Below are 13,802 nucleotides of genomic sequence, written 5' to 3'. Positions count from 1 at the left end.
TCCAGGGCAACGGGTTAGTCTAACCGGCTTACCTTGCAGAGAACGAAGGACAGGGTAATTAATTCAAAACTTTTCAAAGTTTACAGACAGGGAGACCGCTCCGGTCTCCCTGACCCGCGTCATGCCGGCTGCGCCTGATAACCCTCTTCGCTGATCAACCTGACGATCTGCTCGGGTGACAGACTGCTTTGCACCTTCACCTGCTTGCTGGCCAGTTCAATCTGAACATCAGCGCCTGGGTCATCGTTCTTGATCGCTTGAGTCACCGCGCGAACACAGTGCCCGCAGGTCATGCCTTGAACATTGAATAACTGCATGGTGTCACTCCCTCATTGATGGATAGCGAGCATCTTCAACCTTGTCATCGTGGCAAGGTCAAGTTTCTGTTATCGCTGCCGGGCTGGTATTCGAGCTGATCGTGAGCCAAGCTGACTCATCAACGTTTACATCAGGAGTATCAGCGATGCGCTGGTCAGCAGTGAGCCTCTTCAGCATTCTCGGTTTCTTGGCTATCGCACCCGCCACTCAGGCCGATCAGGATTACGGCATCCTGATCATTTCCCGAGAGCGCCTGGAAGTCGCGACCTCCTGTGAGATCGGCATCTATGTGCAGGACCGTCTGGCCGGAAGGCTTTTTCAGGAGGACTCGGTGTCTTTCAACCTGCCTCCCGGTGAAGTGTCGATAAGACTGAGCACCCTGCGGGGCACCGTGGTGGGCTGCGAACCGGGAATGGAAGCGCCGCGCAGTACCAAGATCCAGCTACGCTCGGGCGATATCCTCAAATACCGTATCGCCGCGGACCTGAACGGCATGTACCTCAAGAAAGCCGACCTCAACTATTGATTCGCGCTTGACCTTGCCCATGTGGCAAGGTTGATCCTTGCAGGTATCCAGCCTCAGGGAGTGATTCACATGCAACAAACCACCACCTTCGACCTGCCGATCAGCGGCATGACCTGCGCCAGTTGTGCGGGTCGGGTCGAGCGTGCTCTGGCCAAAGTGCCGGGGGTCAACAGCGTGACAGTCAACCTCGCCAATGAGCGCGCCCATGTAGACACCGCAGCACAGACCGATCCGCAAACGCTGATCGATGCTGTCAGCCGTGCCGGTTACAGCGCGACGCTGGTTGAGGATCGCCACGCCGAAGCTGACCAGAAAGCACGCCACCTGCACAACGAACGATGGGCCCTGCTGTTGGCCATCGCGCTGGCACTGCCGTTGATCGCGCCAATGTTACTGACGCTGCTGGGCGTGCACTGGATGCTGCCCGCCTGGGCGCAATTCGCACTGGCGACACCGGTGCAATTCGTTCTGGGCGCGCGTTTTTATGTGGCTGCCTGGAAGGCCGTACGCGCGGGCGCAGGCAATATGGACCTGCTGGTCGCCATCGGCACCAGCGCGGGCTACGGCTTGAGCGTCTATCAATGGCTGAGTGCTGCACCCGGCACCACGCCGCATCTATATTTCGAAGCATCGGCGGTGGTTATCGCGCTGGTGCTGTTGGGCAAATACCTGGAAAGCCGCGCCAAGCGTCAGACGGCCAGCGCCATTCGTGCCCTCGAGGCACTACGCCCGGAACGCGCGCTGCGCGTGGTCGACGGCCTCGAACAGGACGTCGCGATCAGCTCACTGCAGCTTGGCGATCAAGTGCTGGTCAAACCTGGCGAACGGTTTCCTGTGGACGGCGAAGTGGTCGAAGGCAGCAGCCATGCCGACGAAGCGCTGATTACCGGTGAAAGCCTGCCGGTGGCCAAGCAGGCGGGAGACAAGATCACGGGCGGGGCCATCAACGGCGAGGGCCAGTTGCTGGTGAGAACTACAGCGCTGGGCGCGGAAACCGTTCTGGCACGCATCATTCGGCTGGTCGAAGACGCTCAGGCGGGCAAGGCCCCGATCCAGAAACTGGTGGATAAAGTCAGCCAGGTGTTTGTACCCACTGTACTGGCCATTGCCTTTTTCACGCTGGCAGGCTGGCTGCTGGCTGGAGCCACGCTTGAAGTGGCGCTGATCAATGCGGTCGCTGTATTGGTGATTGCCTGCCCCTGCTCTCTGGGCCTTGCGACACCCACAGCGATCATGGCCGGAACCGGCGTGGCGGCGCGCTATGGCATTCTGATCAAGGATGCAGAGGCACTGGAGCGCGCCCACGCTGTGGATGCCGTGGTATTCGACAAGACCGGCACGCTGACCGTAGGCACGCCGCGCATCACCAACATGAGTGCGGTGTCGGGCAATGAAGAACACCTGTTGCAACTGGCGGGCGCACTGCAACGCGGCAGTGAACACCCGTTGGCCAGGGCGGTGCTCGATGTGTGTCATGAATGGCAACTCAAGCTCGATGCAGCCGAAAACAGCCATGCCCTCAGCGGCCGGGGCATAGCGGGCACCGTTCAGGGCCGGGAGCTGGCGCTGGGCAATCGACGCCTACTGGATGAACGCGGCCTGCCCATCGGCGAACTGGCCGAATCTGCGCGTATCTGGGAAGCCGAAGGGCGAACGCTGTCCTGGCTGATCGAGCAGGCCCCGGAGCCGAAGGTCATCGGCATGTTTGCCTTTGGTGACACACTCAAGCCCGGAACGGATCAGGCGATCAGGGCGCTGAACGCACGCGGCATTACCAGCCATCTGCTGACCGGCGATAACCGTGGCAGCGCTCAAGTAGTCGCCAAGGCCTTGGGGATACACGATGTACATGCCGAAGTGCTGCCTGCCGACAAGACGGCCACCGTCACCCAGCTGAAAAACCATCATGTGGTTGCCATGGTCGGTGACGGCATCAACGATGCACCGGCGCTGGCGGCTGCGGATGTGGGTATTGCGATGGGCGGCGGAACGGACGTCGCGATGCATGCAGCAGGCATCACCCTGATGCGCGGCGACCCGCGACTGGTTCCAGCGGCGCTGGACATCAGCCGACGGACCTACGCAAAGATCCGTCAGAACCTGTTCTGGGCATTCGTCTACAACCTGATTGGTATTCCCCTCGCGGCGCTGGGCTACCTCAACCCGGTACTGGCTGGCGCGGCCATGGCGCTGTCCAGTGTCAGCGTGGTGAGCAATGCGCTGCTGCTGAAAACCTGGAAACCACATTATCTGGAGGACACGCCATGAACATCGGTCAGGCGGCGAAAAGCAGTGGCTTGAGCGCGAAGATGATCCGCTACTACGAATCCATCGGTCTGCTGCAAGCGGCACATCGCAGCGACAGTGGCTATCGCCTGTACAGCGCCGACGATTTACACACGCTGGCGTTCATCAAACGTTCGAGAGACCTGGGGTTCTCGCTGGAGGAAGTCGGCAAACTGCTGACCCTCTGGCAAGACCGCCAACGCGCCAGCGCCGACGTCAAGGCGCTGGCCCGTCAGCACATCGTGCAGCTGAATCAGAAGATCGACGAACTGGCCAGCCTGCGCGATACGCTTCAGGAACTGGTAGAACACTGCCACGGCGACGACCGCCCGGACTGCCCGATCCTCAAGGACCTGGCGTCGGGAGGGGTTGCTAGCCACCACCTAAGTTAGAGCTAGTCCAACACGCCCGTGGGAGCGAGCTTGCTCGCGAAAGGGCCGGTGCAAACTCCGAAAACAGCGAGCCTGATCCATCGTCTTCGCGAGCAAGCTCGCTCCCACAAAAGCTTTACTGCATCCACGGCGGCGGTGGTTCTTCGGTGGATTTGCTCGGTGGCGCATCGTCTGCCGCACGAGCTGCCTGACGGCGAGCCTCGTCGAGACGGGCGGCTTCGATTTCGCGCAGTACGCCGCCCACATCGGCTTCGTCCTCCGGCTCGTCGAATTCACCGGTCAGCACCGTGGCGGGCGACAAAGTGCCTGCCTCGTAGTACGACCACATTTCCTTGGCGTATTTGGTCTTTCTGAGTTCCGGCGCGAAGCGGCCGAAGTACAGCGCCATGTTGCCAACGTCACGCTCCAGCATGCTGAACGCGTGGTTGTTGCCCGCGGCGTCGACTGCTTGCGGCAAGTCGATGATGACCGGGCCGGACGGTGCCAGCAGCACGTTGAACTCGGAAAGGTCACCGTGCACCAGACCGGAACACAGCATCAGCACGATCTGCTCGATCAGGAACGCGTGATACTCGCGTGCCTGATCCGGCTCCAGCACCACATCGTTCAGACGCGGCGCAGCGTCGCCATACTCGTCGGCCACCAGTTCCATGAGCAGTACGCCTTCCAGGAAGTCGTACGGCTTGGGCACCCGGACACCCGCGCTGGCCAGACGAAACAGTGCAGCCACTTCGGCGTTCTGCCAGGCGTCTTCGGTTTCCTTGCGCCCGAACTTCGAGCCCTTGGCCATGGCCCGGGCCTGGCGACTGTTGCGTACCTTGCGGCCTTCCTGATACTCGGCCGCCTGACGGAAACTGCGTTTGTTAGCCTCCTTGTAAACCTTGGCACACCGCAGCTCATTGCCACAGCGCACCACATAAACAGCTGCCTCTTTACCACTCATGAGCGGGCGCAGCACCTCGTCGACCAGACCGTCTTCGATCAGGGGTTCAATGCGTTTAGGAGTTTTCATCAGCTTTTATTGTGGGTCCTTTGTTGCCAGATACGCGATTGTTGCCGTTATACGGCAATCCTCCGCCAGCGAGTAGGGGTAGTGGCCTTGGGATTGAAAGGTTTTTTAAGCAAAAACCACGCAATCCCCTGGTTTAAAGCACCTTTCGTGCCGTTCAGGCGATAAAAGATATTCCGGGACAAAACGTGTAAAGCCCGAAAATTCTTCGTTAAATGCACTCGTTAGTGCGCAATACAACCTGGCGTTACTTGAACAAATCACCGGGCGTATAGCCGAACAAGCCCTTGAACGCAGCGATGAAAGCCGACGTCGAGTCATAACCACAGGCCAGCGCGGTATGGGTCACACTGGCGCCCTCTTCCAGTGCAGAAAGTGAAGACAGCAATCGTGCCCGCTGACGCCAGCCACGAAAGCTCAACCCGGTTTCCCGCTGAAACAGGCGCATCAGGGTTTTCTCGGATGTGCCGAGACGTGCCGCCCAGTCGTGCAGGGTAATCAACTGGCCAGGTTCTTCGATCAACTCGTTGCACAGGCTCAGCAAACGCGGGTGACGCGGCAACGGCAGCGAAAAACCGACTTCCGGCAGGTGCGCCAACTGGTCCAGCAATACCTGCACCAGCCGCGCCTCATGGCTGTCCTGCTCGGGATAGTCCACGGGCAACAGACAGAAGCTCTTGATCAGTTCGCGGGCCAGCGGCGTGACTTCCAGCACCCGGCAACGCTGTGGTGCCCAGCCGGAATCAGCCGTGCGAATGTACAGGCTGCGCATTTCGGCACGCATGGAGGTCACGACCTCGTGTTCAAGCCCGGCCGGCACCCAGACGCCCCACTGTGGCGGTGCAAAAAAACTGCCCTCGGCGGTGTGCACACCCAATACCCCGCTGATCGCGTAGGAAAACTGCACCCAGTCGTGACGATGGGGCGGCGTCCACGAACCGGCACTGAGGCTTTCAGCGCGGGCATACAGCGGCCGCGGCAGACCGGACAGTGCCGGTATCTGCCGCTCGCCAGTGGGATGTCGCTGATCGATCTGTCCGTTAGTCGGCATCTTATGGCCTTATGTCGCAAGACGGCTGTTATGCAACAGAGTAGCCTGCGCACATCCTTGTTTACAAAAGTTGTCCGGGTCCGTCATGCAATCACTCAAACATTTCAAGCGCGTCGCCACCGACTGGTTCCTCTGGGCATGGTTTTGGCGACGGTGCTCGCCTACTTTTTCCCGCGTTTCGGTGCTACTGGCGGCAGCATGCACGCTGAATACGTCATCAACATCGGCGTGTTCGTGGTGTTCTTTCTGCACGGCGTGAACCTGTCCAGCGAGCAGATCAAACGAGGGCTGACCAACTGGCGGCTGCACGTGATGATTCAGGTCTTCACGTTTGTGGTGTTTCCGCTGATCTGGCTGGTGTGCGACAAACTGCTCGGCTCGCATGTACCTGCGCTGCTGATGCTGGGCTTTTTCTATCTGTGTGCCCTGCCCTCGACCATTTCGTCCTCGGTGGCGCTGACCGGCAGCGCAGGCGGCAATGTTCCGGCAGCGATTCTCAACGCCAGCATGTCCAGCGTCATCGGGATTTTCATCACGCCGTGGCTGGTGAGCCTGCTGGTCGGCACCGGTGCCGGGGGGATTGATCTGGGCGACACGCTGCTCAACCTGTGCGCGATGCTTCTACTGCCGCTGATACTGGGCCAGTTACTGCGGCCGCTGCTGGGCAAGTTCTTCGCGCGGCACAAGAAGTACACCAACCTGATCGACAAGCTGGTGATCCTCCTGCTGGTTTACGCTGCGTTCTGCAACTCGATGATTTCCGGCATGTGGCAGAGCCAGGGCAACAGTGTGATCCTGACGGCGTTCGTCGGCACCGCGCTGCTGCTGGCGGTGATCCTGTTGATGACCACGCGCACCGCACGGGCGCTCAAGTTCGATCATGCCGATAAGGTCGCGGCGGTGTTCTGCGCCACCAAGAAATCGCTTGCAGCAGGGGCGCCGATGGCAGCGCTGATCTTCGGCAGTAATCCGGGGCTGGGCCTGATCCTGTTGCCGATCATGATCTACCACCCGATGCAGTTGATCGTCTGTTCGATCATCGCCGAGAGCTACGCCAGTCGTCATCGCCAGCAGCTTTCGCAGGCCGCGCTGGAAGAAGCCCAGGCCGCATGACCGCCGTTACATCAGCGCGTCATCGCCCAGCGTGACGCGCGCGTAAAAGACGATTGCCACTGTCGGGATCAACGCTGAATAACCCGGCCTGAGCGCCGTGCCAAAGTGCGTCAGCAGGCGCTGCACCGGTGCCTGGCGAATTGCGCCCAGCAACCCTTTGATCGTGCCGGGAGCTTTCTCGGCCTGCGCGGGCTTGAAGAATGCAGCTACGGTCAAACGCTCGGCCAGTGCATCGACATGTGCGGCATACACCTCCCAGCTCATCGCGCTGACACTGGCGCGAGGCATTTGTACCAGCGGGTGATCGTTGCTGAACGCCTGCCGGAAAAACGTCCGCAGCAGCAGTTCCTCCACTTCAACCACCGTCGCACAGTTGTGCAGCGAATCGCTCAGGCCGTATTGCCGCGCCAGCATGCCCAGCACTCGCGTGTAGGGCACGCCTCGACGCCGGGCGGCATTGATCAGAAAGTGTCCGGCGACCAGCTGGAATTCGCGCACAAATGCGTAGGTGCGATCCGCTTCGGTGGCCTTGAGGCGTGTCCATCGACTGCTGCACAAATGCTTGATGGCCGCCTCCAGCACGTAGTCTGGGGAGCGGGCCAGAACGCTGTGCAGCCAGATGTCCTGCAAGACCGGGTCGCGGGTGACTGTCGGTAAAACGGCAACGCCGGTTTCCAGCCCTTCACAGCCGCTGAAGCGAGTTGCGATCAGCACTTCCTGCAAGCGTCTCCAGTAATGGTGATGGCGATAACCCGGCATCCGCACATTCTCGAAATGCTCGACCGGTGTGCGTCCCAGGCTCTTCTCGCCCAGATTCAACAACAGCACGTGGTCTTCGCTGGAGTAAGCGTTGATCAGTCGTCCGCTGATTTTCTGCTTCAACACTTCGGCCTCGGCCGCGTCAATGCGCACCGCAGCAGCCATCAGCAACACATCGCCCACCACCAGCCCGTGTTCGGGCGTCTGTTGCAGGTTCTTGAGCGCGCTGACCAGTAGTCGTCCGCCCAGTGAGTGGCCAATCAGGTTGACCTGTTTTACGTCCGGATGATGTTCGAACAGGTAACGGTCCAGTTGTGCCAGCAACACTTTGCCCATATCGCGAGCCCGGTTGCGGATACGCGCAAAATGAACGACGCGGTCTCCCGCCAGCGCGGCTGCGCCCGCCAGCGGATGCACTCGGGCGGCGGCCATCAACAGGCCACGGGAACGGTTGTCCATCTGGGTAAAATGGCTGGATGGCCAGAACGCCAGAATATTCACGCTTTGGCGCAAGGCACCAGGAATACTGTTGGCCAGCATGCGCCGGTCGTCCAGATCATGCCCTGACGAATAGCCGTGAATGAAGACGTTGGCGACCTCGCCCGATGTCCTGGGCAAGGTCAGAAACTTGAAGTGATTTTCCACGTTGTCCTGTCACACATGGGCGGGTTGCACGCTCAATTTCTGACGATGAAGCGCCTGGCGATCAGTATGATCAGCCGCAGGCAAAACATGATACCGGTCACAGCGATCACCCATTTGGCAACCAGCAGGAAATAACTTTCGATTTCATCGGAAACCAGCCCCACCAGCAAGCCCATCCCGCCGATCAGCAACCCAATCAGCGCCAGGCCGATATAGGGCCTCAGCCAGCGGGTCCGCGCGCCTTTGTCGAACAGATAGAACACCGTGCCGATCAGAATCAGAAGTACCGATACCCAAATGATGAACCCCATGCCTTACCTCAACGTTACAGGCCAATAATGCTGACTGTTCATCCCGCGCACGGGTGTGACGCGGAGCGTCACGAAATGCATTCCCACGCTGGTGAACTGCCCCCCAAAAGTTGGACGGTTTTAGCTTGCCGCCTGAGCCCTGTATTTTACGGGGCTTTGGCCGTTGAGCTTCAGCTTGATGCGGTCATGGTTGTAGTAGTGGATGTACTCATCCAGACCTGCTTTCAACTCATCGATGCTTTCAAACTGTTTCAGGTAGAAAAACTCGGATTTCAGTGTACCGAAAAAGCTTTCCATTGCCGCATTGTCCAGGCAGTTGCCCTTACGGGACATGCTTTGTTTGACGCCTCGTACCGATAGCTTATGGCGATACTGCGCGTGTTGATACTGCCAGCCCTGGTCCGAGTGCATCACAAGCTTCGGCTCGTCCTGCAACTGCTGAAGCGCCTTGTCCAGCATGCTGGTGACCAGCTCAAAGCTCGGCCTTGTCGACACTTCATACGCCACGATTTCACCGTTGTACAAGTCCATCACGGGTGAGAGATACAGCTTTCGATTGCCTACCTTGAACTCAGTCACATCGGTCACCCACTTCTGGTTCGGGCGTTGCGCGCTGAAATTGCGCTCCAGCAAATTCGGCGCAATGGTTCCGATTACGCCCTTATAGGAGCGGTATTTTTTGGGGCGCACCACTGATCGCAGGCCCAGTTCTGCCATCAGTCGTTCTACAACCTTCTTGTTGACCAAAATACCTGCAGTGCGAATGACCGCCGTGATACGCCGAGCGCCATAAAGGCCTTTCTCCTCGTGGTAAATGCTTTCGACTAACTGTTTCAAAGCAGCATAGGGATCGGGTCTGGATTGCACCTGAACCTGATAGTAAAACGTGCTGCGTGCCAAGCCCGCCAGCCTCAGCAGAGCGCAAAGCGGGAACCGGCCCCTCAGTTGCTTGATGCTCAGGGCTTTTTCGGTTGCCGTCGTTTCTGCTCCTTCAGCTCTTCCAACTTTTTTAGGTAAGCGTTCTCCATGCGCAGATATTCAAGCTCGCTCATCAACTGGTCGCGCGTCTTCTGCGTATCGTCGGCGGTTACTGGTTTGGCGGGATAAGGCTTCTTTGGCATGGCGACAGGCTTTCTTCTGGCAGGAACATACGGGGCTGTACCGCTACTGTAATGCCGCTTTTCCCAAATGACTATTTGGCCGGGATCCCCGATACCAAAATGCGCAGCGGCCTGACGGAGCGATAGCTTGTGTTCACGCCTGTGCTCAAGCACTGAGCGCTTGAAAGCTTCGCTGTATCGAAGACCAGGCTTGCGATGGCCGGTGTGACCATGACTCTTGTAGTTAGCGACCCAGCGTCGAAGCAGGCTGAAATCGATCGAGAACTGGCGGGCTACCATACGAAAGCCCATGTTGTCTTCAAGATACGCTTTGACGACAGTGAGCTTGAACTGCTCTGAATACTTACCCATTTGAACACCCCCGTGAGGTCGGATTGGTGTCCAACTTCTTGGGGGCAGTTCACTGGAGCGTGAGGAACGAGAGGTGTCCAGAAGAACCTTATCGTGCCAATGCTCCGCGTCGGCATGCCGTTCATGACGCTCCGCGTCATATCTCTTCAGACGTACCGTCCTTTTCCGCTGTGGATTATGCCCATGCCCCCAGTATTTGCCTAACGCTCCAGAATCGCCGTAACACCCTGCCCGCCAGCTGCGCAGATCGAAATCAATCCACGCCCGCTGCCTGCTGCATCGAGCAGTTTGGCCAGGTTGGCGACTATCCGGCCTCCGGTTGCGGCAAACGGATGCCCGGCTGCCAGCGAGCTGCCCTTGACGTTCAGTTTGCTGCGGTCAATAGCCCCCAATGGCGCGTCCAGTCCCAGACGGATCTTGCAGTAATCAGCGTCCTCCCAGGCTTTGAGCGTGCACAGCACCTGTGCAGCGAAGGCTTCGTGAATTTCGTAGTAATCAAAATCCTGAAGGGTCAGGCCATTGCGCGCCAGCAGGCGTGGAACGGCGTAGGCCGGGGCCATCAGCAGCCCTTCTGCGCCGTTGACGAAATCCACCGCCGCGGCCTCGCCATCCCGCCAATAGGCCAGCACCGGCAGGCCGCGCTCGTGCGCCCACTCTTCACTGGCCAGCAACACCACCGACGCGCCGTCGGTCAGCGGCGTCGAGTTGCCGGCCGACAGCGTGCCCTTGGCACTTCGCTCGAATGCGGGCTTGAGGCCAGCCAGCTTTTCGAGGGTCAGGTCCGGGCGCAGGTTGTTGTCACGGATCAGCCCAAGGTACGGCGTTATCAAGTCATCCTGCCAGCCCTCAGCGTAGGCTGCGGCCATTTTCAGATGGCTCTCGAGCGCCAGTTGATCCTGCGCCCCGCGTTCTATGCCCCAGTTCTGCGCCATCAGCTCACAATGCTGGCCCATGGACAACCGCGTACGTGGCTCGCCGTTACGGGGCAGCTCCGGTTTGAGGTGATGCGGACGCAACTGCATCAGGGCCTTGATCTTGTCGCCCGGCGTCTTGCTGCGGTTAACCTGTAACAGAATCTTGCGCAGCCCTTCATTGACACCTATCGGCGCATCCGACGTGGTGTCCACGCCCCCGGCAATGCCGCACTCGATCTGCCCCAGCGCGATTTTGTTGGCCACCAGCAACGCGGCTTCCAGCCCCGTGCCGCAGGCTTGCTGAATGTCATACGCCGGGGTCTGCGCCGACAGTCGCGAGCCGAGCACGCATTCGCGGGTCAGGTTGAAGTCTCTGGAGTGCTTGAGCACCGCGCCTGTCACTACCTCGCCCATGCGCAACCCGTGCAGATTGAAGCGCTCGATCAGCCCCTCCAGAGCGGCAGTGAGCATGTCCTGATTGCTGGCAGTGGCGTAAGGACCATTGGAGCGGGCGAACGGAATGCGGTTACCGCCAACGATGGCGACCCGACGAGGATGCGTCATGGAAAACTCCCTTTCTTCAAGCGAATGGATGAGCCGTGTCGATCGCAAGAACAAACGTCATGCCACCGTGGTCCATTCCTTTGAACCCCGACTTCAGGAGAGTGTTCCATGCCGTCAGATCGCTATATTGATTTCGCCAATTCCGACATGGGTCGGCGCCTGGTGAATGCCGTCGGTCTGCCCGCCCCCACGCACCTGGAGCGCTGGCAGGCCGGCCGGCTTCGTCCTGTAGAAGGCACACTGCTGATCAGTGCCGGGCCGCTGGGTGATCAGGTCCGTCAGTTCGCCAGTCGTCTGACCGACTCGCTTTACAGTTTCGCCAGTGACATGCCTGGCGCCACCACCTGGGTGTCCAACCAGGGGCCTCGCCTGAAAGCGGTGGTGTTCGACGCCAGCCAGATCCTGCGCACCGAGCAGCTCAGGCAGTTGCGGGACTTCTTTCAGCCGCTGCTGCGCAATCTTGACCACTGCGCACATGTGGTCATCCTCGGCAAATCCCCCGAAACACTCGCTGATCCGCTGGCGGCCAGCACTCAACAGGCCATCGTAGGTTTCAGCCGCTCGCTGGCCAAGGAAGTGCGCAACGGCGCAACGGTCAAGCTGCTGCAAGTGGATGACGACGCGCAGGATCAACTGGAGGGCGCCTTGCGCTTCTTCCTGACGCCCAAGGCTGCGTTCATCTCCGGTCAGTTTGTCCACCTGAGTGCCTGTCCGGGCAAAGTGCAGGACTGGACTCGCCCGCTGGCCGGACGCAAGGCAGTGGTGACGGGCGCGGCGCGCGGTATCGGTGCGTCGATTGCCGAGACCCTGACCCGTGATGGCGCGCAGGTCATCCTGCTGGACGTGCCACAGACCAAAAACGAACTGGAAGCACTGGCCTCACGGCTCGGCGGCCAGGCACTGGCGCTGGACATCTGCGCGGCGGATGCTCCAGCCCAGTTGCTTGAGCACCTGCCGGACGGCGTCGACATACTGGTGCATAACGCTGGCATCACGCGTGACAAGACGCTGGTCAACATGCCGGAGGACTTCTGGGACTCGGTACTGGCGGTCAACCTCAACGCTCCGCAAGTGCTGACTCAGGTGCTTCTCGACGCCGGTGCGCTGAGGGATAACGCGCGGATTGTGCTCATGGCGTCGATCAGCGGCATTGCCGGTAATCGCGGGCAAACCAACTACACCACCAGTAAGGCCGGTCTGATCGGTTTTGCCAAGGCGATGGCTCCCGGGCTCAAGTCGCGCGGCATCAGCATCAATGCCGTCGCGCCAGGCTTCATCGAAACGAAAATGACCGCGCACATGCCGTTCACCCTGCGTGAGGCAGGACGGCGCATGAGTTCGCTCGGTCAGGGCGGTTCGCCACAGGATGTTGCTGAAGCTGTGGCGTGGTTCAGCCAGCCGGGCAGCGGCGCGGTGAGCGGTCAGGTTCTACGTGTATGTGGTCAAAACGTGATCGGGGCATAAGCCCCAGCATCGAATTCAAGGAGATGGATGATGACGGCTCACTGGCGCTACCTCAATTCTCTGCAGCCCCTGTCCAACCTGTTCATCCAGGCAGCGCTCAGGCGCAAGGTCACAGGGTCGCAGTTACCCGATCTGGGATTGCGAAGCTGGATCGCGGTCGATACCGACAAGCTTGATGCCTACCGCAAGGTCTGTGGATTCGAAGAAAGCAGCCTGCTGCCGCCGACGTATCCGCATGTGCTGGCCTTTCCGTTACAAATGCAGCTGATGACCTCTCAGGAATTCCCGTTTCCGTTGCTGGGGCTTATTCACCTTGCCAATCGCATTCGCACTCATCGCCCGCTCGGCGGCGTAAGCCAGCTGTATATCAGCGTTCAGGCCACCGACCTGCGCCCGCACGCCAAAGGCGCCACCTTCACCATGGTGACTCAGGCCGAGGACGGCATGGGCCTGCTTTGGGAAGAAGAAAGCACCATGCTGTGCACCGCCGTGCATCTGGAAGACGCGCCTGTAGAGCATCCCGAGCTTGCGCCGCTGCCTTTGATCGAGCTGGACAACTGGCGTGCGTCGGCACAAATCGGTCGTGACTACGCCAAAGTATCGGGCGACTACAACCCTATTCACCTCAGCGCACCCAGCGCCAAGCTGTTCGGCTTACCGCGCGCCATCGCCCACGGCATGTGGCTCAAGGCACGTACGCTCGCGGCCCTTGGCGAGCACTTGCCAGCCTCGAATGTCGAGATCAGCGTGCAGTTCCAGAAGCCGGTACGCCTGCCCGCCGACGTCACACTCTCGGCCAGCGCCGCTGGCTCTCATGGTCAGTTCCGTGTCGAAGGCCAGGAGGGCATCGTGCATATGATCGGTAGCTGGCAGCCTGCAACCGAGTGATGCATCCCTGATAAAACCCTCTGACGGGAGCACCGCTCCCTTCAATGGCTGAACAAACCGCAACGCCCACTTGCCTGGCGACCCGTTCCC

12 protein-coding genes and 1 pseudogene are annotated in these 13,802 nt (G+C 59.8%); 6 read left to right on the top strand and 7 right to left on the bottom strand.

Translation table 11 applies throughout. The features are described from left to right. Positions 1 to 119: 119 nt before the first annotated feature. On the bottom strand, positions 120 to 317 hold the full coding sequence (locus AC4ANE_RS03405) for a heavy-metal-associated domain-containing protein (RefSeq protein ID WP_002555529.1): 198 nt from the start codon (positions 315 to 317) through the stop codon (positions 120 to 122). 146 nt (positions 318 to 463) lie between these two features. Here AC4ANE_RS03405 and AC4ANE_RS03400 point away from each other — a divergent pair, with 146 nt between their 5' ends. The 3 genes from AC4ANE_RS03400 to cueR all read left to right on the top strand — a co-directional run bounded on the left by AC4ANE_RS03400 (position 464) and on the right by cueR (position 3,522). Further along, on the top strand, positions 464 to 844 hold the full coding sequence (locus AC4ANE_RS03400) for a hypothetical protein (RefSeq protein WP_002555530.1): 381 nt from the start codon (positions 464 to 466) through the stop codon (positions 842 to 844). Positions 845 to 913: 69 nt separating this feature from the next. Beyond that, the gene (locus tag AC4ANE_RS03395; RefSeq protein ID WP_002555531.1) at positions 914 to 3,112 is read left to right on the top strand and encodes a heavy metal translocating P-type ATPase; all 2,199 of its coding nucleotides are present in this window, start codon (positions 914 to 916) and stop codon (positions 3,110 to 3,112) included. After that, the gene (gene cueR / locus AC4ANE_RS03390; protein WP_002555532.1) at positions 3,109 to 3,522 is read left to right on the top strand and encodes a Cu(I)-responsive transcriptional regulator; all 414 of its coding nucleotides are present in this window, start codon (positions 3,109 to 3,111) and stop codon (positions 3,520 to 3,522) included. Before AC4ANE_RS03395 ends, cueR begins: the two co-directional genes overlap by 4 nt. 115 nt (positions 3,523 to 3,637) lie before the next feature. Here cueR and AC4ANE_RS03385 read toward each other — a convergent pair whose 3' ends face one another. Then, positions 3,638 to 4,534 carry a PA4780 family RIO1-like protein kinase gene (locus AC4ANE_RS03385; RefSeq protein ID WP_002555533.1) on the bottom strand — a complete coding sequence of 299 codons (897 nt, stop codon included), beginning with the start codon at positions 4,532 to 4,534 and terminating at the stop codon, positions 3,638 to 3,640. A 244-nt stretch (positions 4,535 to 4,778) separates the two neighbouring features. Continuing rightward, the gene (locus AC4ANE_RS03380; RefSeq protein WP_002555534.1) at positions 4,779 to 5,582 is read right to left on the bottom strand and encodes an AraC family transcriptional regulator; all 804 of its coding nucleotides are present in this window, start codon (positions 5,580 to 5,582) and stop codon (positions 4,779 to 4,781) included. Between the two features lie 85 nt (positions 5,583 to 5,667). On the opposite strand from AC4ANE_RS03380, the pseudogene AC4ANE_RS03375 reads away from it, so the two are divergent. Beyond that, positions 5,668 to 6,695 (top strand): annotated as a pseudogene (locus tag AC4ANE_RS03375) (bile acid:sodium symporter family protein). 6 nt (positions 6,696 to 6,701) lie between these two features. On the opposite strand, the gene AC4ANE_RS03370 reads toward AC4ANE_RS03375, so the two are convergent. From AC4ANE_RS03370 to AC4ANE_RS03355, 4 genes are all read right to left on the bottom strand, one after another. Continuing rightward, the gene (locus AC4ANE_RS03370) at positions 6,702 to 8,099 is read right to left on the bottom strand and encodes a DUF726 domain-containing protein (RefSeq protein WP_002555536.1); all 1,398 of its coding nucleotides are present in this window, start codon (positions 8,097 to 8,099) and stop codon (positions 6,702 to 6,704) included. A gap of 32 nt (positions 8,100 to 8,131) precedes the next feature. Beyond that, a complete protein-coding gene (locus AC4ANE_RS03365) occupies positions 8,132 to 8,410 on the bottom strand; it encodes a hypothetical protein (protein ID WP_002555537.1) in 279 nt (92 codons plus the stop codon). A 120-nt stretch (positions 8,411 to 8,530) separates the two neighbouring features. Continuing rightward, positions 8,531 to 9,882, bottom strand: a protein-coding gene (locus tag AC4ANE_RS03360) for an IS3 family transposase (protein WP_095077641.1) whose coding sequence is annotated in 2 segments (ribosomal slippage) — positions 8,531 to 9,423 and positions 9,423 to 9,882 — 1,353 coding nt in all. Because the reading frame shifts where the segments join, the coding sequence is not laid out codon by codon here. A 200-nt stretch (positions 9,883 to 10,082) separates the two neighbouring features. After that, positions 10,083 to 11,360, bottom strand: a complete 1,278-nt coding sequence (locus AC4ANE_RS03355) for an acetyl-CoA C-acetyltransferase (RefSeq protein WP_031595955.1) — start codon at positions 11,358 to 11,360, stop codon at positions 10,083 to 10,085. Positions 11,361 to 11,468: 108 nt separating this feature from the next. Here AC4ANE_RS03355 and AC4ANE_RS03350 point away from each other — a divergent pair, with 108 nt between their 5' ends. Further along, the gene (locus AC4ANE_RS03350; protein ID WP_460408700.1) at positions 11,469 to 12,824 is read left to right on the top strand and encodes a 3-oxoacyl-ACP reductase; all 1,356 of its coding nucleotides are present in this window, start codon (positions 11,469 to 11,471) and stop codon (positions 12,822 to 12,824) included. Positions 12,825 to 12,854: 30 nt separating this feature from the next. After that, on the top strand, positions 12,855 to 13,712 hold the full coding sequence (locus AC4ANE_RS03345; protein WP_002555540.1) for a MaoC family dehydratase: 858 nt from the start codon (positions 12,855 to 12,857) through the stop codon (positions 13,710 to 13,712). Positions 13,713 to 13,802 lie beyond the last annotated feature (90 nt).

This window comes from Pseudomonas sp. Pme6b (assembly GCF_058129925.1).
This window is presented reverse-complemented; position numbering and strand designations above follow the sequence as displayed.